At 71.4% G+C, this 26,995-nt stretch carries 20 protein-coding genes and 4 pseudogenes; 9 read left to right on the top strand and 15 right to left on the bottom strand.

The window, feature by feature from the left end; genetic code table 11:
* Position 1: 1 nt before the first annotated feature.
* Together sucC and KIF24_RS03970 are read right to left on the bottom strand one after the other, a co-directional pair.
* A complete protein-coding gene (gene sucC, locus KIF24_RS03975) occupies positions 2 to 1,180 on the bottom strand; it encodes an ADP-forming succinate--CoA ligase subunit beta (protein ID WP_221082796.1) in 1,179 nt (392 codons plus the stop codon).
* 481 nt (positions 1,181 to 1,661) lie between these two features.
* Positions 1,662 to 2,066, bottom strand: a complete 405-nt coding sequence (locus tag KIF24_RS03970) for a cobalamin B12-binding domain-containing protein (RefSeq protein ID WP_221082795.1) — start codon at positions 2,064 to 2,066, stop codon at positions 1,662 to 1,664.
* A 483-nt stretch (positions 2,067 to 2,549) separates the two neighbouring features.
* Here KIF24_RS03970 and KIF24_RS03965 point away from each other — a divergent pair, with 483 nt between their 5' ends.
* Both KIF24_RS03965 and KIF24_RS03960 read left to right on the top strand, forming a co-directional pair.
* On the top strand, positions 2,550 to 3,263 hold the full coding sequence (locus KIF24_RS03965; protein ID WP_221082794.1) for a M23 family metallopeptidase: 714 nt from the start codon (positions 2,550 to 2,552) through the stop codon (positions 3,261 to 3,263).
* Between the two features lie 274 nt (positions 3,264 to 3,537).
* Complete coding sequence (locus KIF24_RS03960; protein ID WP_331461001.1) at positions 3,538 to 4,314, top strand: M23 family metallopeptidase; 777 nt, start codon at positions 3,538 to 3,540, stop codon at positions 4,312 to 4,314.
* 53 nt (positions 4,315 to 4,367) lie between these two features.
* On the opposite strand, the pseudogene pcrA reads toward KIF24_RS03960, so the two are convergent.
* A pseudogene (gene pcrA, locus KIF24_RS03955) lies at positions 4,368 to 6,760 on the bottom strand (DNA helicase PcrA).
* 284 nt (positions 6,761 to 7,044) lie between these two features.
* On the opposite strand from pcrA, the pseudogene KIF24_RS03950 reads away from it, so the two are divergent.
* A pseudogene (locus KIF24_RS03950) lies at positions 7,045 to 7,407 on the top strand (chorismate mutase); the annotation flags it as partial.
* Positions 7,408 to 7,526: 119 nt separating this feature from the next.
* On the opposite strand, the gene KIF24_RS03945 reads toward KIF24_RS03950, so the two are convergent.
* The 7 genes from KIF24_RS03945 to KIF24_RS03915 all read right to left on the bottom strand — a co-directional run bounded on the left by KIF24_RS03945 (position 7,527) and on the right by KIF24_RS03915 (position 15,562).
* Complete coding sequence (locus KIF24_RS03945) at positions 7,527 to 8,537, bottom strand: ABC transporter ATP-binding protein (protein WP_221082793.1); 1,011 nt, start codon at positions 8,535 to 8,537, stop codon at positions 7,527 to 7,529.
* Positions 8,530 to 9,567 (bottom strand): ABC transporter ATP-binding protein, encoded by a 1,038-nt coding sequence (locus KIF24_RS03940; RefSeq protein WP_221083164.1) that lies wholly within the window; start codon positions 9,565 to 9,567, stop codon positions 8,530 to 8,532. Before KIF24_RS03940 ends, KIF24_RS03945 begins: the two co-directional genes overlap by 8 nt.
* A gap of 20 nt (positions 9,568 to 9,587) precedes the next feature.
* The gene (locus tag KIF24_RS03935) at positions 9,588 to 10,526 is read right to left on the bottom strand and encodes an ABC transporter permease (protein WP_221082792.1); all 939 of its coding nucleotides are present in this window, start codon (positions 10,524 to 10,526) and stop codon (positions 9,588 to 9,590) included.
* A 78-nt stretch (positions 10,527 to 10,604) separates the two neighbouring features.
* Entirely contained in the window at positions 10,605 to 11,615 is a 1,011-nt protein-coding gene (locus tag KIF24_RS03930; protein WP_221082791.1) for an ABC transporter permease, read from the bottom strand.
* 100 nt (positions 11,616 to 11,715) lie between these two features.
* Complete coding sequence (locus tag KIF24_RS03925; RefSeq protein ID WP_221082790.1) at positions 11,716 to 13,350, bottom strand: peptide ABC transporter substrate-binding protein; 1,635 nt, start codon at positions 13,348 to 13,350, stop codon at positions 11,716 to 11,718.
* A 329-nt stretch (positions 13,351 to 13,679) separates the two neighbouring features.
* Positions 13,680 to 14,366: a response regulator gene (locus KIF24_RS03920; RefSeq protein ID WP_221082789.1), complete on the bottom strand. Its 687-nt coding sequence runs from the start codon at positions 14,364 to 14,366 to the stop codon at positions 13,680 to 13,682.
* Positions 14,366 to 15,562 carry a PspC domain-containing protein gene (locus KIF24_RS03915; protein ID WP_407939890.1) on the bottom strand — a complete coding sequence of 399 codons (1,197 nt, stop codon included), beginning with the start codon at positions 15,560 to 15,562 and terminating at the stop codon, positions 14,366 to 14,368. Before KIF24_RS03915 ends, KIF24_RS03920 begins: the two co-directional genes overlap by 1 nt.
* A 444-nt stretch (positions 15,563 to 16,006) precedes the next feature.
* Between KIF24_RS03915 and KIF24_RS34905 the strand changes: the two genes are divergently transcribed.
* The 4 genes and pseudogenes from KIF24_RS34905 (at position 16,007) to KIF24_RS03900 (ending at position 19,391) form a co-directional block, all read left to right on the top strand.
* Positions 16,007 to 16,792, top strand: a complete 786-nt coding sequence (locus KIF24_RS34905) for a PspC domain-containing protein (RefSeq protein WP_407939868.1) — start codon at positions 16,007 to 16,009, stop codon at positions 16,790 to 16,792.
* Between the two features lie 173 nt (positions 16,793 to 16,965).
* Positions 16,966 to 17,553: a LiaF domain-containing protein gene (locus KIF24_RS34900; RefSeq protein WP_407939867.1), complete on the top strand. Its 588-nt coding sequence runs from the start codon at positions 16,966 to 16,968 to the stop codon at positions 17,551 to 17,553.
* Positions 17,550 to 17,733 (top strand): annotated as a pseudogene (locus KIF24_RS32115) (hypothetical protein); the annotation flags it as partial. The gene KIF24_RS34900 and the pseudogene KIF24_RS32115, both read left to right, overlap by 4 nt.
* Positions 17,734 to 18,143: 410 nt before the next feature.
* Positions 18,144 to 19,391, top strand: a complete 1,248-nt coding sequence (locus KIF24_RS03900; protein WP_221082787.1) for a phosphatidylserine decarboxylase — start codon at positions 18,144 to 18,146, stop codon at positions 19,389 to 19,391.
* Between the two features lie 62 nt (positions 19,392 to 19,453).
* Here KIF24_RS03900 and KIF24_RS03895 read toward each other — a convergent pair whose 3' ends face one another.
* From KIF24_RS03895 to KIF24_RS03885, 3 genes are all read right to left on the bottom strand, one after another.
* A complete protein-coding gene (locus KIF24_RS03895; protein ID WP_221083162.1) occupies positions 19,454 to 20,362 on the bottom strand; it encodes a CDP-alcohol phosphatidyltransferase family protein in 909 nt (302 codons plus the stop codon).
* A 400-nt stretch (positions 20,363 to 20,762) separates the two neighbouring features.
* On the bottom strand, positions 20,763 to 21,668 hold the full coding sequence (locus KIF24_RS03890; protein ID WP_221083161.1) for an NUDIX hydrolase: 906 nt from the start codon (positions 21,666 to 21,668) through the stop codon (positions 20,763 to 20,765).
* A gap of 95 nt (positions 21,669 to 21,763) precedes the next feature.
* Complete coding sequence (locus KIF24_RS03885; protein WP_221082786.1) at positions 21,764 to 22,711, bottom strand: NUDIX domain-containing protein; 948 nt, start codon at positions 22,709 to 22,711, stop codon at positions 21,764 to 21,766.
* A 143-nt stretch (positions 22,712 to 22,854) separates the two neighbouring features.
* Between KIF24_RS03885 and KIF24_RS34895 the strand changes: the two genes are divergently transcribed.
* Positions 22,855 to 23,313: a PspC domain-containing protein gene (locus KIF24_RS34895; RefSeq protein ID WP_221082785.1), complete on the top strand. Its 459-nt coding sequence runs from the start codon at positions 22,855 to 22,857 to the stop codon at positions 23,311 to 23,313.
* A 30-nt stretch (positions 23,314 to 23,343) separates the two neighbouring features.
* On the opposite strand, the gene guaA is transcribed toward KIF24_RS34895, so the two are convergent.
* Both guaA and KIF24_RS03870 read right to left on the bottom strand, forming a co-directional pair.
* Positions 23,344 to 24,900, bottom strand: coding sequence for a glutamine-hydrolyzing GMP synthase (gene guaA, locus KIF24_RS03875; RefSeq protein WP_221082784.1), 1,557 nt, complete (start codon positions 24,898 to 24,900; stop codon positions 23,344 to 23,346).
* 117 nt (positions 24,901 to 25,017) lie between these two features.
* Positions 25,018 to 25,583: pseudogene (locus KIF24_RS03870) on the bottom strand (GMC oxidoreductase); the annotation flags it as partial.
* A 211-nt stretch (positions 25,584 to 25,794) separates the two neighbouring features.
* Between KIF24_RS03870 and KIF24_RS03865 the strand changes: the two are divergent.
* The gene (locus tag KIF24_RS03865; RefSeq protein ID WP_221082783.1) at positions 25,795 to 26,895 is read left to right on the top strand and encodes an LCP family protein; all 1,101 of its coding nucleotides are present in this window, start codon (positions 25,795 to 25,797) and stop codon (positions 26,893 to 26,895) included.
* Positions 26,896 to 26,995: the final 100 nt, after the last annotated feature.

Genomic DNA, 26,995 nt, shown 5'->3' with positions numbered 1-26,995 from the left:
GTCAGACCCCCGCAGCTGCCAGCTCGGCGGCCCGCTCGGCCGCGCCGTCCATGGTGTCGACCCGCTCGATCAGCGGGTTGTTCGCCCCGTCCAGGATCGCCCGACCTGCCTCGGCGTTGTTGCCGTCGAGGCGTACGACGAGCGGCTTGGTGACCCGCTCGCCCCGCTGGTCGAGCAGGGCCAGCGCCTGCACGATGCCGTTCGCGACCGCGTCGCAGGCCGTGATGCCGCCGAAGACGTTGACGAAGACGCTCCTGACCGCCGGGTCGGAGAGCACGATCTCCAGCCCGTTGGCCATCACCGCGGCGCTTGCGCCGCCGCCGATGTCGAGGAAGTTGGCCGGCTTGACGTTGCCGTGCCGCTCGCCGGCGTAGGCGACCACGTCGAGAGTGGACATCACCAGACCCGCACCGTTGCCGATGATGCCGACCTCGCCGTCGAGCTTGACGTAGTTGAGGTCCTTCTCCTTCGCGGCCTGCTCCAGCGGATCCACGGTCGCCTGGTCGACCAGCGCCTCGTGGTCCGGATGCCGGAAGCCGGCGTTCTCGTCGAGCGAGACCTTGGCGTCCAGCAGCAGCAGCTTGCCTTCCCTGGTCTGGGCCAGCGGGTTCACCTCGACCAGGGTGGCGTCCTCGGCGACGAATGCCCGCCACAGGCCCACCGCGACGTCGACGACCTGGTCGGCGACCTCGGCCGGGAAGCCGGCCGCGCTGACGATCTCCCGGGCCGTCGCCTCGTCCACGCCCTTGACCGCGTCGATCGGAGCCTTGACGACCTGGTCCGGGGTCTCGGCGGCGACCTGCTCGATGTCCATACCGCCAGCGACGCTGGCGATGCAGAGGAAGGTGCGGTTCGCCCGGTCGAGCAGGTACGAGAAGTAGTACTCCTCGGCCACGTCGGCGGTCACCGTGATCATGACCTTGTGGACCGGGTGACCCTTGATGTCCATACCGAGGATGTCGGTGGCGCGGGCCACCGTCTCCTCCGCGCCCTCGGCCAGCTTGACGCCGCCCGCCTTGCCTCGCCCGCCGACCTTCACCTGTGCCTTGACAACCACCCGGCCGCCGAGGCGTTCGGCGATCGCGCGGGCCTCCTCAGGGGTCGTGGCGACGCCGCCGGCGAGCACGGGAAGCCCGTGCCGTTCGAACAGGTCCCGCCCCTGGTACTCGTACAGGTCCACGTTTGCGCGTCCCGTCCCGTCTCTGCGGCGCACCGTCGCGCCGCCACCAGCGTATGGAAAGAAAACAGTGTGGTGCCTGGCATCAGTGGAAGTTGACGCAGGCCATTGGCGCAGCCTAGCGATGCCGGCACCGCCGGCAACGACAGCGGGTGCTCGGTGTGCGGTAATGCACAGCCTCGCCACGACGCAGTGTCACCGGGGCCGTACCACCGGGCGCCCGGTGCCCGCCGTCACCCGTTCGGGCGATCTTGCCGGGTCGGCGCGGGATCTCGCCGGCCGCGCGTAACCCCGCCGGAAGGGCGTCGTTGAGTCAGGTGTCGGAGCGCTGAGAGGCGCGGCGACGAAACGGCCGATGCCCTGTCGGTCGAGGGGTGGCGGCGGGGCATCGTGCATAGAGGGGCCGGACGTGTGAGGGGTGCGTCCGGCCCCTCCCCCCTGCGCGCAGGGGGAGGGGCCGACGTCGGGGCCTCGCCCCGGTTGCTCAGCCCACCGGCTGGGCGACGTTGCTCCGGACCCACTCCACGATGGACTGCGTGGTGGCACCCGGCGTGAAGATCTTGGCGACACCGAGCCGCTCCAACTCCGGAAGGTCGGCTTCCGGGATGATGCCGCCGCCGAAGACCACGATGTCCCGGGCGTCCCGCTCGCCGAGCAACTCCAGGACGCGGCGGAACAGCGTCATGTGCGCTCCCGACAGCACCGACAGACCGACGGCGTCGGCGTCCTCCTGGATCGCGGTCTCCACGATCTGTTCCGGGGTCTGGTGCAGGCCGGTGTAGACGACCTCCATGCCGGCGTCCCGGAGGGCGCGCGCCACCACCTTGGCGCCACGGTCGTGGCCGTCCAGGCCCGGCTTGGCGACGACGACCCGAACATGAGAGCTCATCTGGGCATCCCTTTCACCGGCTCTGCGGCACTCACCTGGACGAACGGTAACCCGCCCGGCCGGGGCCGGGGAACGGGGGCCGCACAGACGGCCGCCGACGCGGCGACCGGGCCGGGCGGGCGGCAGGTCCGGCGGCGCGGCCGGGGCCAAGGAACACGACGCCACCACAACCTCACGTAGCGACACTGTCCGCCCAGGGTCGCGTCAAGCGGGACGACTCCGCCGATCGGTCACGGTGTGCGACGAACGGACGATAACGAGGGCAGCCCGCCACCGGCATGAGCCATGACAATCACGGACGGAAAGGGACAGATCGTTGCGGCCAATTCGGCGCTCCGGCTTGTGACACGACCAACGGTTGGCTACCGTGTCCACGGTTGTCATCAGGTCTACGGACGGGTGACGACGCGACCAGCCGGCGGACGGGTCACCAGATCCGGACGACGGCCGACCGCATCGGAACCCCGACAACGGAGGGTGTGCGTGCGCCAGCGCCTGTCGTCTGAGCCCGATCGATATCGCGGCCGCCGTCGCGTACCCACCCCCCCGCGCAGCCGGTACGCCGCGGTCGTCACCACCGCCTTCGTCGGTGCCGGTGTGGTCGCCCTGGGCGCCAGCGCGATGCCGGACGCCAAGGACGTCAGCCCCACGGTGCTCGACGAGCTCAAGCAGGCGTCGATCAGCAACCAGGGCGCTGCCGAGCGGGCCGATGCCGCGGAGCGGGCCTCCCGCGACAGCCGCAGCGGCCCGGAGAGCGCGACCGACTCCGGCACCTGGTTGCTGCCGCTGCACGGCTACGACTTCAACTCCCCCTACGGGATGCGCTGGGGCAAGCTGCACACCGGCATCGACCTGGTCACCCCCGAGGGCACGCCGTACGTCGCGATCCACGAGGGCACGGTCACGAAGGCCGGCTGGTTCGGCGGCTACGGCAACGCGGTCATCGTCCAGCACGCCGACGGCAGCGAGGCGATCTACGGCCACTCCTCCGCGGTCAGCGTCCGGGAGGGCCAGCAGGTCAAGGCCGGCGACCAGCTCGGCCTGGTCGGCAACACCGGCCACTCCTACGGCCCTCACCTGCACCTGGAGATCCATGTCAAGGGCAAGCCGCTAGACCCGGTGCCGTGGCTGCAGGAGCGCGGAGTGGACATCAAGCTGCAAGTCGAGGCAATCTACAGCGAGGTAGCGGAGTCCTGACGCGCCGTAACGCCCGTTGACCGCCCGGATCGATCGATCCGGGCGGTTTCACGTTTCCCGGTGGCCCGCGAAGTGTCCCAGCTCACGACGCAGACTGTGCCCGACGTCACAGCGCCCTCGGCCGGCCGCGCCGGGCATCGGCGACAGCAGCGGACAGACCTGGACAGCGCACCGGCTGCCGTCGGTGCGCCACCGAACCCCCGATACCCGTGGCCACCCGGACCGACACCAGGATTTCGAGGTCACGTGCCACTCGATTCCGGTGAGGTCCGCCGTGCAGGACGACAGCTCGACCCCGACCCGCAAGATCCCCCACACCCCCGCCCGGCACCGGCGCCGCCTCGGCTGGCGCGGCCGCTTCCTGATGGTCGGTGCGGTCGCTCTGGTCGGCCTCGGCGTCGGTGCGGTCGTCGCCGTTACCCGGGAGGAAAGCCCGGCCCCGGGCCTGGTCGCCCTTGACGCGCAGGCCCGGACCGAGGCCGCCGACCGGGCCGACCGCTCGGCCCGCGGCCCGGTCACCCCGGACAGCCCGACGCCCGCCGCGTCGACGAGCCCGACCGCCGACGCGAGCCCGACCGCGAAGCCCAGCCCGAAGGCCACGAAGGCCACCAGGGCGGCGCCGAAATCGACCAGGAGCGCGGCGCCGAAATCGTCCTGGGTCATCCCGATGGCAGGAGCCGCCGTCACCTCCTGCTACGGGCCCCGGTGGGGCACCCTGCACGCCGGCATCGACTTCGCGCAGCCCGCCGGCACCCCCGTCCGCGCCGCGTTCGCCGGCACCGTGACCAAGGCCGGCGACGTCGGCGACGGCTATGGCATCTCCGTCTTCGTCGACCACGGCAACGGCTACCTCACCCATTACGCCCACCTGAGCACGGCCAGGGTGAGCGTGGGCGAGAAGGTCGGCACCGGGCAGACCATCGGCCTGGAGGGATCCACCGGCGACTCCACAGGCCCGCACCTGCACTTCGAGGTGCATCAGGGCCAGCTGTGGAACCAGATCGACCCGGCGCCGTTCCTGCGCGCCCGGGGCCTCGACGTGGCCTGCTGAGTCGGTCGACCCGCCGGGACACCGGCCCGGCGTAAATCCCGGGCCGGTGTCCCTCAGAGCTTCTCGATCGGGGCGTGCCGCAGCACCAGCCAGAGCGTCTGTTCGCCGAAGTCGATCTGCGCCCGGGCGCCGGGGCCGTGCCCCTCGACGGCCACCACCCGGCCCAGCCCGTACCGCTGGTGGTTGACCCGGTCCCCGGCGGTGACCTTCGGCCCCTGCGGCAGCTCGCTGGCGGTGGCCAGCCGGCTGCCGTCCACGCCGAGCTTCCGCGCCAGTTGCACGGCCCGAGGGTGCCCCCCGCGAAGGTGCCGCGACCGTCGGCCATCCGCTCCGCGCGACCGCCGACGCCACCACCACCGCCCCAGGAGGTGTACGACCCCTCGGTCCGCTCCCAGCGGACCAGCTCGGGCGGCAGCTCCTCGACGAACCGCGACGGCGGATTGTAGGACGGCTGACCCCAGGCAGAGCGGGTCACCGCCCGGGAGAGGTAGAGCCGCTGCCGGGCCCGGGTGATGCCGACGTACGCCAACCGCCGCTCCTCCTCCAGCTCCCTGGTGTCACCGAGTGAGCGCAGGTGTGGGAAGACGCCGTCCTCCAGGCCGGTCAGGAACACCACCGGGAACTCCAGGCCCTTGGCGGTGTGCAGGGTCATCAGGGTGACCACGCCCTGGTGCTCGGGGTCGTCGGTGGGGACCTGGTCGGCGTCGGCGACCAGCGCGACCTGCTCCAGGAAGCCGGCCAGGGTGGCCCGCTCCCCCTCCGCGCCGGCGACCTCGATCCGCTCGGTGTACTCACGGGCGACGCTGACCAGTTCCTGGAGGTTGTCGACCCGACCGGCGTCCTGCGGGTCGAGGCTCTCCTCCAGCTCGGTCAGGTATCCCGAGCGGGTCAGCACCGCCTCCAGTACCTCCTCCGGGGTGCCGTCGACGGCCAACTCGCGGGCGGAGTCGAGCAGCGCGACGAAGTCGGCGATGCCGTTGGTCGCCCGGGCCGAGATGCCCGGCGCGTCCTTCGCGCGGCGCAGCGCGGCACCGAAGGAGACCCGGTCCCGGTTGGCCAACGCCTCCACGCACGCCTCGGCGCGGTCGCCGATGCCCCGGCGCGGCGTGTTGAGGATCCGGCGGAGGCTGACCGTGTCGTCGTCGTTGACCACCGAACGCAGGTAGGCCAACGCGTCACGGACCTCCTTGCGCTCGTAGAAGCGCACTCCGCCGACGACCTTGTAGGGCAGACCGACCCGGATGAACACCTCCTCGAAGACCCGGGACTGCGCGTTGGTGCGGTAGAAGACCGCCACGTCCCCCGGACGGGTCTCACCGGCGTCGACCAGTCGGTCGATCTCCCGGGCCACCCAGTCCGCCTCGGCGTGCTCGGTGTCGGCGACGTAGGCGACGATCGGCTCACCCGTGCCCGCATCGCTCCACAGCCGCTTCGGTTTGCGGGACGTGTTGCGGTCGATCACCGCGTTCGCGGCGTTCAGGATGGTCTGGGTGGAGCGGTAGTTCTGCTCCAGCAGGATGGTGCGGGCGTCGCTGAAGTCGCGCTCGAACTCCAGGATGTTGCGGATCGTCGCGCCACGGAAGGCGTAGATCGACTGGTCCGCGTCTCCGACGACGCACAGCTCCGCCGGGTCGAGGCCGGCGGTGCCGGAGACCAGCTCCTTGATCAGGACGTACTGTGCGTGGTTCGTGTCCTGGTATTCGTCGACCAGGACGTGCCGGAACCGGCGGCGGTAGCTCTCCGCGACGTGCGGGTGCGACTGGAACAGGTGCACCGTCGCCATGATCAGGTCATCGAAGTCCAGCGCATGTGCCTCGCGCAGCCGGCGCTGGTAGAGCGTGTAGGCCTCGGCGAGGGCACGCTCGTTGGGCCCGCTGGCCCGCACGGCGAAGTCCTCCGGATCCACCAGCTCGTTCTTCAGGTTGGAGACCTGGGCGGCCAGGCCACGCGCCGGGTAGCGCTTCGGATCCAGGTCGAGCTCGCGGGCGACCAGCTGCATCAGCCGGCGGGAGTCGTCGGCGTCGTAGATCGAGAAGGTGGACTTGAGGCCGGCGTGCTCGTGCTCGGCGCGCAGGATCCGGACGCAGGCGGAATGGAAGGTGGAGACCCACATCAACCGGGCGCGCGGGCCGACCAGTGCGGTCACCCGCTCCTTCATCTCACCGGCCGCCTTGTTGGTGAAGGTGATCGCGATGATCTCGCCGGGATGCACGTCCCGCGCGGCGAGCAGGTACGCGATCCGGTGGGTCAGCACCCGGGTCTTCCCGGAACCGGCGCCGGCGACGATCAGCAGCGGTGAGCCGGCGTGGGTGACGGCGTCCCGCTGGGGGCCGTTGAGTCCCTCCACCAGCTGCGTCGGGTCGAGGTGGCCGGGTCCCGTCCGGCGCGGCGGCTGTGCCCGGGCAGGCGCGGGCGGGGACGCGGGGATGTCGAAGAGAGGATGCATCGCACGGCGAGTCTATGCCGCCGGCCCGACATCACCCGCCCCCGGCGCCGTCGGCTCCCGGCGCTTTCCCTTGCGCGCCAGCCCGGTCGGGCGGCATACTCGACGGCGTGTTCGACCAGCGCTTCTACTTTTACTACGGCACCGGGAGTCCGGCAGCCGTAGGTCGCGCCTGATCGACTAGACCTGCGAAAGCCCCGGGCTCCTTGGAGCCCGGGGCTTTCGTCGTCCCGGGATCCGGGCACTGGGCACCAGACCGTGAGAGGTACCCGAAGATGACAGACGTGATGGAGCAGAGCGGAGCCCCGACCGGTTCCGGCGCGACCCCGAACGGCGCGACCGACGGCGCGGGCCCCGCCGGTCGATCCGGACCCGAGCCGGGCAGGCCGGTGGCGGGCACCCACGAGCCCGGCGCCGCCGCCCGGATCGCCGAGATCCGGGTACGGATCGACGAGATCGACCGAGCGCTCGTCGAGTTGTGGCAGGAACGGGCCGAACTGTCCCAGGAGGTCGGCGCGACCCGGATGGCCTCGGGCGGAACCCGACTCGTGCTCTCCCGCGAGCAGGAGATCCTGGAGCGGTTCCGATCGGCCCTCGGTGCCGACGGCACGCAACTCGCGCTGCTGCTGCTGCGGGCCGGCCGCGGCCCCTCTGAGCGAGGACCGGGGCGCCGGCCGCTGGTGACGGCCGACGCCCCGGTCACTGAGGAGGCACTACCTTCACCGCCGCTCCCGGTACGGATGGTCGAGGGCCGACGGCGTCTGTGCGGCTACTCCCTCGCGTGCACCACGTCGCGTACCTCGGCGAAGTGGCAGGCGCTGGGGTGGCCGGACCGGTCGTGGATCTGCAGGAGCGGTTCCTGCTCCGCGCAGATGTCCTGGGCCTTCCAGCAGCGGGTGCGGAACCGGCAGCCCGACGGCGGGTTGGCCGGTGACGGCACGTCACCGGTGAGCACGATCTGGTCCCGGTGCCCGCGCAGCTTCGGGTCCGGCACCGGCACCGCCGACAGCAGCGCCTGGGTGTACGGGTGGGTCGGCTTGTCGTAGATGTCGTCCTCGGTGCCGATCTCGATGATCTTGCCGAGGTACATGACCGCGACCCGGTCGGCGATGTGCCGGACCACCGACAGGTCGTGGGCGATGAAGATGTACGACAGCCCGAGCTCGCGCTGGAGCTTCTCCAACAGGTTGATCACCTGCGCCTGGATGGAGACGTCCAGCGCCGAGACCGGCTCGTCACACAGGATGATCTCCGGGTTGAGCGCCAGCGCCCGGGCGATGCCGATGCGCTGCCGCTGGCCGCCGGAGAACTGGTGCGGGTACCGGTTGATGTGGTCGGGGTTGAGACCGACCAGCTCCAGCAGCTCCTGCACCTTGCCCCGCCGGCCGCTCTTCGGCACCACGTCGGGGTGCACGTCGAACGGCTCGCCGACGATGTCGCCGACGGTCATCCGCGGGTTGAGCGAGGTGTACGGATCCTGCATCACCAGCTGGATGTTGCGCCGGCCACGCCGCCGCTCCTCCGCACCGACCTTGGACATGTTCTTGCCCTGCACGAACAGGTCACCGGAGGTCGGCGTCTCCAGCCCGACCAGCAGCCGGGCCAGCGTCGACTTGCCGCAGCCGGACTCGCCCACGATGCCGAGCGTCTCGCCCCGGCGCAGCTCGAGGTTGACCCCGTCGACCGCCTGAACCGCGCCGTACTGCTTCTTGAAGACGACGCCCCGGGTCAGCGGGAAGTGTTTGACCAGGTCTCGGGTCTCCAGCACGACGTCACTCATCGCCCTTGACCTCCTTCCAGAAGTGGCAGGCGGCCGTCCGACTCGGCGACACCTGGTACAGCGGTGGCGCGGGGTCCTTCCGGCAGACGTCCTGCGCGTACCCGCACCGGGGGTTGAAGGCGCAGCCCGGCGGGATGTTGGTCAACACCGGCGGCAAACCCTTGATGGCGCTGAGCTCGTGACCCTTGAGGTCCAGACGCGGGATCGACTCCAGCAGGCCCTTGGTGTACGGGTGGGCGGGGTTGGCGTAGATGTCGTTCACGCCGGCTTCCTCGATGACACGACCGGCGTACATGACCGAGATCTGGTCCGCCACGTCGGCCACCACACCCATGTCGTGGGTGATCAGCACCAGGCCCATGTTCCGTTCCCGCTGCAACTCGGCCAGCAGCGCCATGATCTGGGCCTGCACGGTCACGTCGAGCGCGGTGGTCGGCTCGTCCGCGATCAGCACCTCGGGGTCGAGCGCCAGGGCCATGGCGATCATGACACGCTGCCGCATACCACCCGAGAACTGGTGCGGGTAGTCGTTCACCCGCTGCTTCGCGGCGGGGATCTTGACCAGGTCGAGCAGCTCGACGGCGCGGGCCTTGGCGTCCTGGCGGGACATCCCCCGGTGCTTGCGGAACAGCTCGGCGAGCTGGAACCCGACGGTGAAGACCGGGTTCAACGCGGAGAGCGCGTCCTGGAAGATCATCGCGATCCGGTTCGCGCGCACCTTGCGACGCTCCGACTCCGGAAGCTTGAGCAGGTCGACGCCGCGGTAGAGGATCTCCCCACCGGTGACGAAGCCGGGTGGCGAGTCCAGGATGCCCATGATCGCCTGAGCGGTCACGCTCTTGCCGCAGCCGGATTCGCCGAGGATCGCCCGGGTCTCACCGGCCCGCAGGTCGAAGCTCACGCCGTTGACGGCGTGGGCGATGCCGTTGCGGGTGCGGAACTCCACGTGCAGATCCTTGACCTGCAACGGCAGCGCGTCCGGGTCGACGCCCGCCAGCGCCTCCATCTTGACGTTCACGTCGGTGCTGATGTTTCGCTCGCTCATGGCACTCACCGGAACTTCGGGTCGAGGGCGTCACGCAGGGCGTCACCCATGAGGATGAAGGACAGCACCGTGCCGACCAACAGCCCACATGGGAAGAGCAGCAGCCACGGGTCCTCCAGGAAGTAGACCTGGTGCTGGCTGATCATGATGCCCCAGGACTGCGTGGGCGGCTGGAGCCCGACGCCGAGGAAGGTCAGCGTGGCCTCCGCGGCGACGAACGAACCCAGCACGATGGTGGCGTAGACCAGCATCGGGGCGATCGAGTTCGGCAGGATGTGCCGGAACATCAACCGGGAGTTACGCGCTCCGACCGCCTTGGCGGCGTGCACGTAGTCCAGGTCCTTCGACGAGATGACGCTGCCCCGGATGATCCGGGCGATGGTCGGCCAGGCCAGCAGGAACAGCACCGCGGTGATGGTCCAGACGTTCTGCCGCTTGATCACGGTGAGGAACACGATCGCGCCGAGCAGGAACGGCAGCGAGAAGAAGATGTCCATCACCCGGGAGATGACCGCGTCGATCCAGCCGCCGTAGTAGCCGGCCAGCAGGCCGAGCACGCCACCGAACAGCACGATGCCGCTGGTCGCCATCACCGCGATCACCATCGACGGACGCGCGCCGTAGATGGCGTGCGAGTAGTAGTCGCAGCCCAGGATGTCGAACCCGAAGGGGTGCTCCCAGCTCGGGCCGATCCGGGACCGGCCGGTGTCGCAGGCCCGGGGGTCCTGGCTCGTCCAGAGCTTCGGGAAGGCCGCCATCGAGCCGACCACGAGCACGTAGAGGGAGGCGATCACGAAGACCGGATCGCGCATCAGCTGCCGCCGGGCGTCCGCCCAGAGGCTGACGTTGCGGTCCTTGTCCTCGCCCGGTGCCTGGGCCGCCGGACCGTCACCGTCCACCGGCGCGCCGCCGGCCGCGGTACCCGCATTCGTCAGGTCGCTCATGTCCACACCTCGTTTCGCTCCGGCCGACCACCACGGGCGGTCGACAGACCCAGCGTCCGCATCGTCACCAGTTGCCGGTCACTCATAGCGGATCCTCGGGTCGAGCACGGCGTACAGGAGGTCGACCAGCAGGTTGGCCAGCAGGACGACCAGCACCAGCATGGTCACCACGCCGACCACCACCGAGGACTCACCGGTGCGTGCCGACATCGTCACCAACCGGCCGATGCCCGGCACGTTGAAGATGGTCTCGGTGACCACCGCGCCGGCCATCGCGGCGCCGATGTCGACGCCGAGGAAGGTGATCACGGGGATCAGCGAGTTGCGCAGCGTGTGCACACCGATGACGCGCTTGTTGGTCAGTCCCTTGGCGCGGGCCGTCCGGACGTAGTCGGCGCGGATGTTCTCCATGATGCTGGTCCGGGTGAGCCGGGCCGTCGTGGCCAGCGAGACCGCGCCCAGCACCATGCCCGGGATCACGAGGCTGGCCAGCGGATAGTCGGGCTTGAAGCCGGGGCTGAACATGCCGGCCGAGATCACGTCCGGGATCCAGTCCTGGTCCCGCAGCACGTTGCCGAACTTGACCCCGACGAACTCCCGGACCACCACACCCAGCACGAAGATCGGCACCGAGATGATGAAGACCGTGCTGATCTTCACCAGGTAGTCGGTGAAGCTGCCGCCGCGCAGGCCGGCCAGCACGCCGGCCACGATGCCGACGACCGCCTCGAAGACAATCGCGATGACCAGCAGCTTGAGGGTGAACGGAATGGCATCGGCGACCAGGTCGGTGACCTCGCGCTGGCGCAGGTTGATGCCGAAGTCGAAGTGGAAGAAGATGTTCTGCAGCCGGTCCAGGAAGAGCCCGAGGCAGGGACTGCCCCGCTGGTCCAGACAGGGGTCGCCGTAGCCGAGCCGCTCGGTGACCGCCTGGAGCAGCGCGGGCGGCGGCGTCCGGTCCCCGAACAGCGCCCGGACCGGGTTCCCGCTGAACTGGATCGCCAGCGAGGTCATGTAGTGCAGTAGGAACATGGTGCCCAGCACGGTGGGGATGAACTGGAGCAACCGTCGAATGACGTAGCGCCCCATGTCGGGGTCTCCTCTCGGCGCTGACGTGGCGGCAACGATCACCCTGTTGAGGTGATCGTTGCCGCCACGTCGTGTTACGGCATGATCAGGAGTCTGAAGCTCAGTTCTGCTTCAGCGAGGTCGCACCGTAGTCGGCGTCGGAGACGGCGTTCCAGACGAACTGGTCCACGTTCTCACCGTAGACGGCCCCCACCTTGTTCCACCACATCGGGATGACCGGCAGGTCCTCGCCGAGGAGGTCCTCCGCCTTCTGGTAGGCGGGGATCGCGGCCTGGATCGAGTCGGCCGAGTCACCCTCCTCCATCAGGGCGTCGAACTCCGGGTTGGTGTAGCCCGAGTTGTTGCTGCCGGCACCGGTGCCGTACAGCGGGTAGAGGTAGGTCTCCATGAACGGGTAGTCCGGGCCCCAGCCGAGACGGAACCCACCAGTGAACTTCTTCTGGTCGGCGGTCTCGAGGTACTCGGCGAACTGGAGGTTCACCTTCAGCTCGTAGTCGATGCCCAGGGCTTCCTTGATCTGGTCACCGACCGCCTGCAGCCACAGGTCGTGGCCGGCACCGGCATTGGCCCACAGGATCAGCTTCTCGCCGGCCGGCCAGCCGCCGGCGTCGGCGAGCAGCTGCTTGGCCTTCTCGACGTCCTTGGTGCAGTACTTGCAGACGCCCTCGCGCGCACCCTCGAAGGTCGGGGCGACGTAGCCGGTGGCCGGGGTGTACCGGCCGTCGAAGACCGCATCGATGATCGACTGGCGATCGAGCGACAGCGACAGCGCCTGCCGGACCCGCTTGTCCTTGAAGGCGTCCTGGTACAGCGGCATGCCGACGTAGGTGAAGCTGTCACCCGGCGTCTCGTACATCCGGTCGCCGTACTGTGCCTGCGCCTCCTTGTAACGGGCCGGCGGCAGGTAGTACAGCACGTCCAGCTCACCGGCCTGGAAGGCGGCGTAGCCGGCGTCGATGTCGGCGAAGATCCGGTACTCGATGCGGTCCGGCTTGCCGGCCTCACCCTGCCAGCTGTCGCTGCGGGTCAGGTTGATGGCGACGTTGTGCTGCCAGCTACCGTCGATCTTGTAAGGACCGTTACCGATCGGCGTCTCGTTGCACTTGGCGATGTCGTCCACGCACGCCTGGGCCATCGGGAAGAAGCCCGGGTAGCCGATCGTGGTCGGGAAGCCGGAGAACGGAGCGTCCAGCTCGACGGTGAAGGTCAGCTCGTCGACCTTCTTCAGACCCGACATCTCCTTGGTGGCCGGCTCGGGCGCCTTCTGCGGGCCCTCGCCGTCCGGGTCGGCCGGCGCCACGTCCTTGAGGCCGACGATCCGCTTCATGAAGTAGCCGTTGTTCTGGGCGTTCGGCCCATAGGCGGCGTAGTTCCAAGACCGGATGAACGCGTCGGCGTTGACCGGCTCACCGTTGTCGAAGGTGTAGCCGCTCTTGAGCTTGATCGTCCAGAGCTTCTGGTCGGTCGACTCGACCGACTCGGCCAGGTCCATCTCGACCGCCGAGCTCTCCGCGTTGTACTTGACCAGACCGCGGTACAGCTGGCGGATCACGTACAACGACGGCTCGTCGTCGCCACCGGACGGCGTCAGGAACGCCGGCTCGGCGTTGTAGACCCGCAGCGTGCCGCCGGTCTGGCCGCTCGGCTCGTTTTCGTCGCCACCGCTGCTACAGGCGGTGGCCAACATGGCGGTGGCGGTCGCCGCGACCGCCACCTTCAGGAATTTCCCGCGCATGGGAGTGCCTCCTCAGGGCGCTCGGCTCACGAGGGGGTTGTGAGGTGCCTGCCACTGTGACACCCGATGCGCCCAGGCGGGAAGGCGTGTTATCAACCCGATACGCGGCCGGGACGGCGCCGACACCGACCCGAAGCCGACTTCACGTCACCTCGGAGGCATGGTATGAGCTGCTCGTCAACGCCATTTCCACGCTCGACGGGCCAGCCGGCGACACCAAGCTGACGAATCCGTGAAGCGACCGAATATCGACGTGAGTCCCGCCACTCCGACCAGGATGCTACCCGAAAGGATGAGTCTGATTCCAGCCTGGTGACCGACCCGGGCGGTCACACCAGCCGGCGGTCCGCCGCCCACCGGGACAGCTCGTACCGGTTGGACATCTGAAGCTTGCGCAGCACGTTGGAGACGTGCGTCTCGACCGTCTTGATCGAGATGTAGAGCTCCCGGGCGATCTCCTTGTACGCGTATCCCCGGGCGAGCAGCCGCAGCACCTCGCGTTCGCGGTTGGTCAACTGATCCAGCTCGGGATCGGCCACCGGGGCGTCCGGGCGGGCCGCGAAGGCATCCAGCACGAAGCCGGCCAGCCGCGGGCTGAACACGGCATCGCCGTCGGCCACCCGCCGGACCGCCGCGGCCAGTTCGTCCGGTGAGATGGTCTTCGTCACGTAGCCCCGCGCACCGGCCCGGATCAGCCCGATCACGTCCTCCGCGGAGTCGGAGACGCTGAGCGCCAGGAAGCGCACCTGGGGATGGCTACGCCGCATCGCCTCCAACACGGCCCGGCCGCCACCGTCGGGCATGTGCACGTCGAGCAGGACGACGTCCGGTGCGGTGGCCGCGATCCGGTTGACGGCCTCGGCCACCGTGCTCGCCTCACCCACCACCTCGACGTGCGCGCCCAGCTCGGCGCGTACGCCGGCACGGAACATGGCGTGGTCGTCGACCAGGAACACCCGCAGCCGCTCGGGCCCGGTGCCTGCCGGTTCGACCGGTGGCATCGACTGCTCGGCCATCATTTGTCCCTTTCCGCCGTGGCCGAGTCCCGGGGGATCGGCAGGATCAACCGGACCTCGGTTCCCTCTCCTGGCCGGGAGCGGATCTCCGCCCGGCCTCCGTGCCGCCTCATCCGCCCGACGATGGAGCCTCGGACACCATGCCGGTGGTCCTCCACCGTATCCGGGTCGAACCCCGTCCCCCGGTCCCGTACGAAGACACTGACCTGGTCTGGCTCGACCTCGGCGTAGAGCGAGACGGTCTGCACCCCGGCATGCCGGGCGGCGTTCACCAGCGCCTCGCGGGCCGCGGCCACCAGCGCGGCGACCCGCTCGTCGGTCTCCCGGTCGCCGACCACGACCGCCTCCACGGTTATCGCGAAGGTGTCCTCGACCTCTGCGGCACCCTGCTCCAGCGCGGCGGCGAAGCGCTCGGCCGGCGACGCGGTGGGCTTGTACAGCCAGTTGCGCAACGAGCGTTCCTGACCACGGGCGAGCCGCTGCACGGTCTTGACGTCGCTGGCGTTGCGCTGGATCAATGCGAGCGTGTGCAGCACCTGGTCGTGCACCATCGCCGCGAGCTCGGCCCGCTCCTGTTCCCGGATCCGCCCCTCGCGCTCCGAGCGGAGCTGGTTCCACGTCCGCCAGAGCACCGGCGCGGCCACCACCCCGACGCCGGCCAGCCCGACCAGCGCGAAGATCACCCCGTTGACGACGGCGTCGAGGTTCTGCGCCGGGGAGTAGACCGCGGCGACACCGATGATGCCGACCGCGACCAGCACCCCGCCGCCGACGAAGCGGAGCACGAAGGCACGCCGGTCGCTCTCCTCGATCACCGCGCCGAGCCAGGGCACCGGCATCGACTCGCCCCACTGCCGCCGCCGCTCCGGTGCGGACTGGTGCCAGATCACTCCGGCACCGACCGCGATGATGGCCACCAGCCAGCCCGCCGTGCCGGCCGCGCCAACCGAGTCGAAGACCATCACCTGGATCAGCAGCACGCCGAGCCCGATCGCCACGAACGGCAGCAACTGGCCGACATCGCGGCGGGGCGGGGCGGCGGTGTCACCGGGTCGCAGCGGGACGACGGCCCAGAAGGCCGCGTAGAGCAGCAGGCCGAGCCCGCTCAGCCCGAGCAGCACCATGAAGGCGACCCGAACCCGCACCACCGGGACGCCGAGATGCTCGGCGATGCCGGCGGCCACCCCGGCGGCCATCCGGTGTTCCGGGGCGCGGTAGAGGCGGGGCGGTTGGCTGCCGGTGCTGATCACAAGCTCCCTGTGCAGAACGGTCGGGCCGGAACGAAGAGTGGAGCCTCCCGGCGCCGATCCGATCGTCACACGTGGTGCGGTCGCCCGACCACGGGGACGTCCCCGACATTCCGCGAGGTCGGATCTCAGGGTGGGGTCAGGGTCGTCTCCGGAGGTCGCTCGGGCACCCGGAGCAGCAGGATCGAGGCATGACCGACGATGCCGCCAAGCCGCACCGGCCCGGGCCGACGGAACCGGAGCCCGCACCCCCCGAGTCCGCAGCACCGGCCGCCACCGAAGCGCCCGGTGGCCCGGCGGACGCCCCGGCCACACCGGCCGGCGGTGGAGCACCCACCGGGGAGACGGCGTGGGACGGGAGCGCTCCGCCGGTCGCCACGCCACCACCGGGCGGTGCGACGGCGTGGGTGCGTCGGCAGCGACCGCCGGGCCGGGGGCCGGGCGGTCGCTGGCCCGGCGCCGGTCCCTCGGCGGCCTCCGCCGCCGCCCGGCGGCGGCGGTCCGGCCGGCGCCGGGCCGCCGCCGGGAGGCCCGGGTCCGTACTTCGGCGGCGCCGGCTTCACCTCGCGGTACGGGCTGGTCCGTCCCCGCGAGGGCCGCTACCTGGCCGGCGTCTGCGCCGCCGTCGGTCGGGCGACCAACACCGATCCGGTGCTCTGGCGGGTGCTGCTCGCGGTGCTCGGCTTCTTCGGCGGCGTCGGCATCCTGGTCTACGTCGCGGCCTGGCTGATCATCCCCGGTGAGGGCGACACCGCCTCGCCGGTCGAGTCCATGCTGGGCCGGGGCCGCTCCAGCATGTCCCCGATCACGGTGATCGTGCTCAGCATCCTGGTGGCGGTGAGCTTCGGCTACATCGTCACCGACGCGTTCCGCGCGGTGCTGCTCGGCGCGGCCATCCTGGTCGGCGGCGCGCTGCTGCTCAACCGCCAGCAGCGCGAGCCCCGGCCGACGGCGGCACCGGGCGCACCCACGGCGCAGGGCGAGGGTGGCAGCCAACCGCCCGGCCCGGTGCCACCGGTCAGCTACCCCGGCCCGACCGCCTACCCCCGCCGTACCCCGGCTGGGGCCGGACCACGCCGGCCACCGCCGGGCCGGCCGCGTTCCACGCTCCGGCGTCCGGCGTCACCTCGGCACCGCCCGGGACCACGGGGCCCGGGCGGCCCGAGGAACCAACCCTGAACCTGGCACCGACACCGGCCTGGCCACCGGGCGGCACCCCGTCGGGCCCGCCGACCTACCGCCCCCCGTTCGCCCCGCACGGCCCGTACGCCGGGCAGACGACGGTGACTCCGCCTCCGCCGGCCAAGCCCAAGCGGCCCAGGAAGCCCCGGGAGCGCTCCGCCCTCGGCGCGGTGACGTTCTCACTGATCTTCGTCGCGCTCGGGCTGGTCGGCGTCCTCGACCTGCTGGACGTCTTCGGGATCGGCGCCTCGGCCTACTTCGCGGCGGCGCTCGCCGTGATCGGTCTCGGCCTGTTGGTCGGCACCTGGTTCGGCCGGGCCCGCTGGCTGATCGCGCTCGGCCTGGTGACCGCCGCCGCGCTGGCCGTGGCCACCGTCGCCGAGTCGTACGACCGGGTGCGCGGGGTGGACGGCACGGTGACCTGGGCACCGACCGACCGTCGCGACCTCGCCGTGCGATACGAACAGAGCTTCGGCGACGCGGTGCTCGACCTGCGCGCGATCGACCTCGACCAGCAGGACACCGAGATCACCGTCGTCATCAACTTCGGTGAGGCCACCGTGGTGGTGCCGCCGAACGTGGACGTGACCGCGGCGGCGCAGGTGACCGCCGGTGACGCGAGCCTCTTCGGCGTGCGGGCCGGCGGGCTGGACAACCGGCTCACGGAGACCGTCGACCTCGGCGCGGACGGCCCCGGCGGCGGCGAACTGCGCCTGAACCTGCACGTCAACGCCGGACACATGGAGGTGACCCGATGAGGGTCCACCGCACCGACCTGGTGTCGTTCGCCTTCGGGCTGCTCTTCCTCGCCCTCGCCGCCTGGTGGCTGCTCGCCAAGCTGCTCGGTCTCGTCCTGCCGCCGATCGGCTGGTTCCTGGCCGGTGGGCTGATCCTGATCGGCGGGCTCGGCCTGATCGGCGCCCTTCGCTCCAGCCGGCAGAACGGCGGACCGGCGACTGCCGGTGCGCCCGGCACCGGCCAGGAGGCGTCGGAACCGACCGGCCGGGACCAGGAAGCGTCGGAGCTGACCGGCCCGGAGCCGGCGGCCGGCACCGACACCGAACCGCACCCCGTCTCGCGGGCGGACGCCGACGACGACCGTACGCTCGACCTTTCCGCCGGGGACGACGCTGCGCCACCAGACCGGGCCGGGCCCGCCGCCTGACCGTGCGACGGCCGCCGCGCGCGGCCTATGCTGGCCGGTGTGCTCCCGCCTGCGCCGGCGGCCCGCGCCGCGGGGCATCCTTCGCGGGCCACCGGCTCGCGCGGGCCGTCCGTGTCCGGGCCGACCTCGCCGCGGCGGTGACCCCGTGTCAGTCGCCACTACCCCGTCAGGAGCCCGTTCGACATGACCCAGTTCCCCGCCGTGCGCACCACCGACCGATCCGGTCCGGTCCGCCTCGGCGAGCGCGCCGCTCGTACTCTGGTCGCCGAGCTTGCCCGGATCAACGCCCCGAAGGCTGCCCTGCTCGTCGGCGCGGTCCCGGGATCCGCGGTGCTGGCCGCGGCGATCGAGGCGATGCTGCCCGGCGACACCCTCACCGTGGTACCAGCCGATCGGGTCGGCGCCGCGGCGCTGCGGGAGCACGTCACCGCCCAGGGCCGCTGGGTGGCCGACCGGGTCCGCGTCGTGGAAAGCCTGACCGAGGCCGAGCCGGCCGGGGTGGTCATCGCCGCGGATGCGTTCACCGGCACCGCCGACGAAGCCCGCGTCGCCATCGAGGCGCTCACGAAGTACCTGGCCGACGGCGCGGTGCTCAGCGTCGCAACCGCCGTCGCCCGGACCGCCGGCGCCGCTGCCGAGTTGGACCGGCAGGGCGCGTTGTACGGCGTCGGCGACGACCTGGTGCTGCGCAACTCCCCGCCGGTGCGCGTGTACCGGCTCCGCTTCACCCCGGCGCAGGCCGCGTCCGCGGAGCGGCTCGCCCCGGCGTACCGGCCGTCGAGCGTGCCGCTGACCCGGGGCATGCACATCGACTCGAACGGGCTGGCCGCGGCCGGCATCGCCCTCGGGATGGCCGCGCTGACCCGGCTGGCCCGGCCGAAGTCGAAGCTCTGGCTGCTGCCCGCGCTGGCCGCCGCGCCGGTGGCCGCCTTCTTCCGCGACCCGGAGCGGGACGTTCCGGAGGATCCGTCGGCCGTGGTCGCCGCCGCCGACGGTCGGGTGCTGTCGGTGCAACGGCTGGCCGACGAGCGCTTCGGCGACGGTGAGTTCCTCCGGATCGCGGTCTTCCTGTCGGTGCTCGACGTGCACGTCAACCGCTCGCCGGTGGCCGGCAAGGTGGTGGACTACTTCGTCGCCGACGGCGGGTTCGTCAACGCGATGAAGCCGGACGCGGAGCACAACGTGGCCGCGTACACGGTGTTGGACACCACGCACGGCACGGTGGTGGTGGCCCAGCGCACCGGCCTGATCGCCCGGCGGATCGTGCAGCGGGCCCCGATCGGCGCGTTGCTGGCCCGGGGCGAACGGCTCGGGCTGATCCGCTTCGGCTCGCGTACGGACGTCTACCTGCCGGCGGATGCCGCGGAGCCACTGGTCGGGCCGGGCGACAAGGTGATCGGCGGGGCGAGCGTCATCGCCCGTTGGCGCTGATCGGCGAGATACGTGAAGCGGGGCGCCACGGCAACCGCGGCGCCCCGTTCTCGGGTATGGGTTCAGATGATGGTGCGGCGCTGGCGCAGCCAGAGCACCGGACCGCTGACGAGATATCCGACCACGATCAGGCCGAAGGTGAGCCGGACGTCGATCAGCGCGCCGAGCACCGGCGCCAGCCAGACCCACGGCGGCAGCTTGACCAGCCGGGCGAGCTTGGCGTACGGGAAGCTGCTGACCATGGTGAAGGCGAGCAGGGCCACCCCGGCGATCTGCACCGCCCCCGGCACCGGCAGGCCGATCACGACCATCAGGGCGAGCACGGCCGCGGCCATGGTGGTGGGCACGCCGGAGAAGAACCGGCCGTCGCTGGGTGAGACGTTGAAGCGGGCCAGGCGGATGGCGGCGCAGGCCGCGACGAGGGCGGCGGCCACCGCCGCGGCGGCCGTCGGCGCGGAGCCGGCGAGCGAGGCGTAGACGACCACGGGCGCGGCGAGGCCGAAGGAGCACATGTCGGCCAGCGAGTCCATCTGGGCGCCGAACGGGCTGGACACGCCGAGCTTGCGGGCCAGTGCGCCGTCGAGGCCGTCGAAGCCGACACAGGCGATGAGGAGCAGGGCGGCGAGCCGTACGTCGCCCTGCATGGCGACGAAGATCGCGTTGATGCCGAGCAGCAGGCTGGCCAGCGTACAGGCATTGACCAGCGCGAACTTCACCCGCCGGGCGGGCGTCCGCGCGCCGGGAAGCAAGGGTACGGAGATCCCCTCCGGCTCGACCGCCACCGGCTGCGGCAGGACGGCCGGGATGACCGGGGCGATCGTCTCGAGCCGGGTACGGTGGAACCGCTGCAGGCCGTACCGGCGACGCGGGCGGTCCTGATACCGGGGCTCGGGCAACACGTCGGCCTGCGCACCTCGGCGGCCGACGCGGACCAGCAGGACCTGGCGGGCAAGGCTGCCGCTGCGGCGCAGCGGACCCGTCCAGCGTCGCCCTGCGGGGCGCGGGCTGTCAGTCGTACGACGCCGGCGCCAGGGGGCTCTCGGCACGCTTCCTCCATCACCGGACCAACTGGCCGCCGTGGGGCGGGTGTCCGGCTGTCTCGTGCCAGACCTTTCTGGGGCCCGGCAGCCGTTTTGCGGAGTACACCATCGCACAGGGGGACGGGGATTGGCGATAGCTGCCGACGGTACTTATATCTCCCTTAACGGTGCGAACCGCCGTCTTGTTCCCATCTCGGAGGTGATTGGCTGTTTCCGACATCGTTGGCTGTTTCCGACACCGTCGCCCGTTTCCGCCACTTGCCCTGCTTCGACTGTACCGGAGGTGGTCACTGCCGACGCAGCGAGCGGACGTCGGCAAGGGCCGCCCGGATTAGGCCGGCAGCGCCACGGCCGCGGCGGCGATCTCGGTAAGCGGAAGCTCTCGTAGCCCTTCCGGGGTGAACCAGGCGGCGCCCGCGGTGGAGCCGCCGGCCAGCTCGGTCACCGCCGGTTCGGTCGGAAAGTCGACCACCACCCGGTAGACAACCCGGACACCGTGCCAGTCGAGGGGAAACCCCTCGGGGCCGAGAGCGGCCGGATTGTGCAGATTGTCCACACCGACCAGCTCGGTCACCCTGCCCAGTTGACCCGACTCCTCGACCAGCTCCCGTAGCAACGCGGTCACCGGCTGCTCGCCGTGATCCGTTCCCCCGCCGGGCAGATGCCACCGCCCGGCGCCCGGATAGCCGTCGGCGATCAACGACAGCAGCATCCGCCCGGCGGGATCGGTGACCACCCCGTACGCGCCGAAACGCTGCCGCCGGTCGGCGGCGGGCACGGCGAACGGCGACCGGCGGCGCAGCGCACCGGGCGGTAGCGGGACGACCGGCAGGCCGAGGGCCTCGGCGGTGAACGCCAGCAGCGGCAGCCCGGTGGCCTCGTCCAGGGTCAGCCAGCGGGCCAGGTCGGTGCTGCCGTCACGCTCGGCACGCAACCGCCCGCCCACCGGCGCCACGTCGAACAGCATCCGGTCGGTGTGCAGTGCCACGCCGAGGTCGGCGTACGGCACCACGTCCGCGACCACCGCCCGCAACCCGGTCACCGCGCCGATCAGCCCGGTCTCCTCGGTGACCTCGCGGAGCACGGCGAGCGCGGGATGCTCCGCGTGCTCCAGGCCACCGCCCGGCAACGACCACACCCCCGGGAAGTCCGCCCCCTCCGAACCCCGCACCAGCAGCACCCGCCGATCGGCGTCCCGCAACACGCCGTACGCCCCGACCCGCCGCACCTGCTTCACGGCTCCCTGCGCTCCCGTCCCGTCAGCCACCCGTCGATCATGAAGTCGACGCCGTGTCCCGACAATAACTACATGATCAGCGCGGGTGGGGCGGGTCAGGTCAGCTGGGCGGCCTGGACGGCTTCGGCGGTGACCTCGGTGAGGCGGTCGCTGGGCAGCGCGCCGAGTTCCTCCCGGCCGAACCAGCGGGCCTCGCAGGTGGAGCCACCGACGTCGCCGACGGTGGGTGGGGCCGGCTGGTCCACCACCACCCGGTAGAAGGCCCGCACGCCGTGCCAGTCGATCGGGTATCCCTCCGGCCCCAGCGACGCGGCGTCCCGGTGGCTGGCCACTCCGAGCAACCCGACGAGTCGCCCGGTCTGCCCGGTCTCCTCGACCAGTTCCCGGATCAGTGCCGCGCCCGGCTGCTCGCCGTAGTCGGTGCCGCCGCCGGGCAGGTGCCAGCACCCGGCACCCGGGTAGCCGTCGGAGACCCGGGTCAGCAGCACCCGCCCCTCCGGGTCGGTGACCACGGCGTACGCGGCGAAGCGCTGCGCCCGGTGCAGCCCGTCCGGGCCCGGCACCGCGTAGAAGGAGGGGAACTCCGGCGCCTCGTCGGGCACGATGTCCGCCGAGGAGGCGGGCAGCCCGAGGGCGCGCGCGGTGAACGAGCGCAGCGGCAACCGCCGCGCCTCGTCCACGGTGAACCAGCGGGCCAGGTCGGTCGGCCGGTCGACCCGGTCGGTGAGCGAACCACCCCGGACCGAGACCCGGTAGACCAGGCGGTCGGTGTGGATGGTGATGCCCCGCTCGGGCAGTGCCCGCATGTCGGCCAGCACGTCGTGCAGGCTGGCGACGGCCACCGACAGACCGGTCTCGGCGGCGGTTTCACGGACGACGGTGTGGTGCGGATCCTCGCCGTGGTCGACCGCCCCGCCGGGCAGGGACCAGGTACCAGGGGTGCCGGAGCGCTCCGATGCGCGGACCAGCAGGACTCGGTCTACGGAATCAGTACAGACGGCGTATGCCGCGATCCTGCGCAGCGGCTCCAGCATGGTGGTCACGGAGCCAAATTCTCCCCGCGACCGGTTACCGGCGCGGAAAAGAGTCGGATTCCTGACTGATGCTCGCCCCTGAGGGTTGGGTCAGGGTATTGATCCGGGCGGTCACCGAGGTCGATGCGCCCGGCAACACGGACCGTGGAGGCATGACTTCCACACCTCAGGCCCCGTACAAGCAACTACGCCGCCCGACCACCGACCGGATGGTGGCCGGCGTCGCCAGCGGCCTCGGCCGCTACTTCGCCGTCGACCCCACCCTGGTTCGCGTCGCGTTCGCCGTCGCCACGCTGCTCACCGGCGGGATCGCCGCCCTCGCGTACCCGGTGATGTGGTTCCTGATGCCCGAGGAGCCGGCCGGCGCGCCCGCCTGGCCGCACCCGGCGGGCGGCCCGGCCCACCGGCCCGCCGGCCCGCCGCCGCAGCCATTTACGCCGGCAGGCGGTGCGCCGCACCCCGCGTGGCCGTTCCCCGGGCCGGCCGACCCGACACAAGAGGCCGCGCCGGCTACTCCAGCACCGGAGGCCGCGCCGGCTACTCCGGTGCAAGAGGCCGAACCGGCTACTCCGGCACCGGCGCCACGGCCCGCAGCGCAGCCGCCGGCCTGAGCCGACGTCCCGCACCGGCGTGGACCGGCGTCACTCCCACTCGATGGTGCCGGGGGGCTTGCTGGTGACGTCCAGCACCACCCGGTTCACCTCCGCCACCTCGTTGGTGATCCGGGTGGAGATCCGGGCGATGACGTCATAGGGCAGCCGGGACCAGTCGGCGGTCATCGCGTCCTCGCTGGAGACCGGGCGCAGCACCACGGGATGCCCGTAGCTGCGCCCGTCGCCCTGCACACCGACGCTGCGCACGTCGGCCAGCAGCACCACCGGGAACTGCCACACGTCCCGGTCCAGCCCGGCGGCGCTGAGCTCGTGCCGGGCGATGAAATCGGCCCGGCGGAGCACGTCGAGCCGCTCCCGGTCGACCGCGCCGATGATCCGGATGGCCAGGCCGGGGCCCGGGAACGGGTGCCGCCAGACCATCGCCTCGGGCAGGCCGAGCTGGAGCCCGAGCGCACGGACCTCGTCCTTGAACAGCGTGCGCAACGGCTCGACCAGGGCGAACCTGAGATCCTCGGGCAGCCCGCCGACGTTGTGGTGACTCTTGATGTTGGCGGTGCCGGTCCCGCCACCGGACTCGACCACGTCCGGGTAGAGCGTGCCCTGCACCAGGAACTCGACGTCGCCGTGCGAGGCGATCTCCCGGGCCGCGGCCTCGAAGACCCGGATGAACTCCCGACCGATGATCTTGCGCTTCTGCTCCGGGTCGGTCACCCCGGCCAGCGCGCCGAGGAACCGGTCGGCCGCGTCGACCACCTTCAGCTTGATGCCGGTGGCCGCGACGTAGTCCTTCTCCACCTGCTCGGCCTCGCCCGCACGCAGCAGACCGTGATCGACGAAGACACACGTCAGCTGGTCGCCGACGGCCTTGTGCACCAGCGCGGCGGCGACCGCGGAGTCGACCCCGCCGCTCAGCCCGCAGATCACCTCCTTGTCGCCGACCTGCTCGCGGATCCGGGCCACCTGCTCGTCGATGATGTTCGCCGCCGTCCAGGTGGGCTCGATCCCGGCGATGTCGTACAGGAAACGGGTCAACATCTCCTGCCCGTGTGCCGTGTGCCCCACCTCGGGGTGGAACTGCACGCCGGCCCGCCGACCGGTCAGGTCCTCGAAGGCGGCGACCGGCGCACCGGCGGACTCGGCGGTCACCGTGAAGCCGTCGGGCGCCTCGGTCACGCAGTCACCATGGCTCATCCACACCGGCAGGTCGGCCGGCAGGTCGCGGAGCAGCACGCCCGGGGTGAGCAGGCGGGGTCGCAGCGGGGTGCCGCCGTACTCCCGACCGCCGGTGCGCGCCACCGTGCCGCCGAGGGAGCGGGCCATCGCCTGGAACCCGTAGCAGATGCCGAAGACCGGCACCCCCGCGGTGAACAGCCCGTCGTCGACCTGCGGGGCACCCGGCTCGTAGACGCTCGCGGGACCGCCGGAGAGGATGATCGCGGCGGGGTCGCGGGCCAGCATCTCAGCCACGGGCATGGTGTGCGGGACGATCTCGGAGTAGACGTTCGCCTCGCGTACCCGGCGCGCGATCAGCTGGGCGTACTGGGCTCCGAAGTCGACCACGAGGACAGGACGCGGCAGGCTCATAGCCGGCAATCCTACCCAGCGTGACGACCACCCCCCGCCCCCCACCGCACCACGCGCCGATCATGCAGTTGTGGCGAGCGTCTCGCCCCATTTCACGCCCTTTGCGAGGTGCCATAACTACATGATCGCGGCCAGGGGACGGCGGGACAGGGCGCGTTCGGCCTGGGCGGTGATGGTGAGCGACGGGTCGACGCCGAGGTTGGCGGGGGTCGCGGCACCGTTGACGACGTGCGGCCCGGGGTGGCCGTAGACGCGGTGGTAGGGGTCGATCACGCCGTCGGCGGGGGTGGCACCGATCACCGCTCCGCCCAGGATGTGCGCGGTCACCGGGATGTCGAACGGCTCGGTCAGCGCGCCCCCGGCGTACCGTCGATCTCCTCGGCGAGCAGCCGGACCGCCTGGTTGCCGGCCGGGATCCAGGTCGGGGTGGGGCTGCCGTGGCCCGGCCCGGAGACGAGCCGGCGGCCGAGCGGCCCACGCCGCAGCCGGAGGGTAAGCGAGTTGTCGGTCGACCGCATCACCAGGGCGATCACCGTCCGCTCCGACCAGCGTCGGACGGAGAGCATCCGGGCGGCCACCCGGGGCTGCCGGAGCAGCTGCCCGAGCCACCGGCGCAGCCGGTGCGGCCCGCCGTCGACCAGCAGCGACTGGAGCAGCCCCATCGCGTTCGAGCCCCGGCCGTAGCATTACTCGCGAGTAGCTCTCGCGCCAGGACCTGATTCCGCGCGATCATGCTCCGCACCGCGTCAGTCTCGCCCGACGGGGATGCAACCACGAGCCCGGTTCAGCGCGTTGGACCGGTATCGACCCGGGGCGGGTGTCGAAGTCTCCGTCGAGCCGAGGTGGAGTCACCGGTCGGCCAGGACTTCGACAGGCGCTCCAAGAAGGCGGGGGATGATGCTCGGAGGAAACCGGAGACGGTTGGCGCTGGCCGGTCTGGTCACGCTGGCGGTGGTCGCGGTGATCGGCGTGGTGGTGGCCCGTACGGTCAGCGACGACCGCCGGACATCGACCGCCGCCACCGGCGGCCCGAGCCTGTCGCCCAGCCCCAGCGCCAGCCCGAGCCCGCCGCCGGGGGCCGACATCACCGGCCCGCTCAACCTGCTGCTGGTCGGGGTCGACACCCGGGTGAGTATGCCCGGCTGGGAGCCGCACGCGGACGCCGTACTCGTGCTGCACGTGCCGGCGGGGCTGTCCCGGGCGTACCTGTTCTCCCTCCCCCGCGATCTGGTGGTGGACATCCCTTCCTACAAACCGGCCGGCTACCCGGGCGGACGGACCAAGCTCACCCACGCGATGAGCTACGGCAGCCGGATACCGGACCGCCCCAAGCGACCGGACCCGGCCCAGGGGTACGAGTTGCTGCGCCGGACGGTCAGCGACTACACCGGCCTGCGCATCGACGCCGGCGCGGTGCTCACCTTCGGCGGCTTCGACGAACTGGTCGACAGCCTGGGCGGTGTCGACATCGACATCGATCAGCGGGTGGTGTCACGGCACCGCCAGCCGGACGGGAAGCACCGGGAGCCGGGCCCCGGGGTGGGCGGCTACGTCGGGCCGCAGATGGTCTACGAGCCCGGCGAGGCGCACCTCAACGGCTGGCAGGCCCTCGACTACGCCCGCCAGCGCTACCTGCCGGGCGGTGACTACTCCCGCCAGCGCCACCACCAGCAGCTGATCCGGGCACTGGTCGGAAAGATCCTCGACGAGGACCTGGCCCGGCAGCCCGAGCGGGTCGAACAGGTGGTCGCGGCCCTCGGCGACGCGCTGCTCTACGTCGGCGGACGGCGGATCGTCGACTTCGCGTACGCCCTCGGCACGCTCTCGCCGCAGGCGCTCACCCTGGTCGGCCTGCCCGGGGCCTCGGTCGGCCGGGGCAGCGCCTACCGGGGCGAGGAACTGACCAAGGTCGGCCGCCGGTTCCTCACCGAGCTGCGCGCCGGCCGGGTCGACGCCTTCCTCGCCGAGCATCCGGACCTGAAGGTGCCCGCCTGACCAAGTCCCCCGGGGGCACGGTCTTGTGAAACGCGGCCTAGAGACGCTTGGGCGCGGCGGGCTTCTTCTTGCCGAAGAGCCAGGCGTCGAAGAGCTTGTC

The organism is Micromonospora tarapacensis, from assembly GCF_019697375.1.
Taxonomy (GTDB): domain Bacteria; phylum Actinomycetota; class Actinomycetes; order Mycobacteriales; family Micromonosporaceae; genus Micromonospora; species Micromonospora tarapacensis.
Note: the sequence above shows the minus strand (reverse complement) of the source record. Positions and strands in the feature narration are given on the sequence as shown.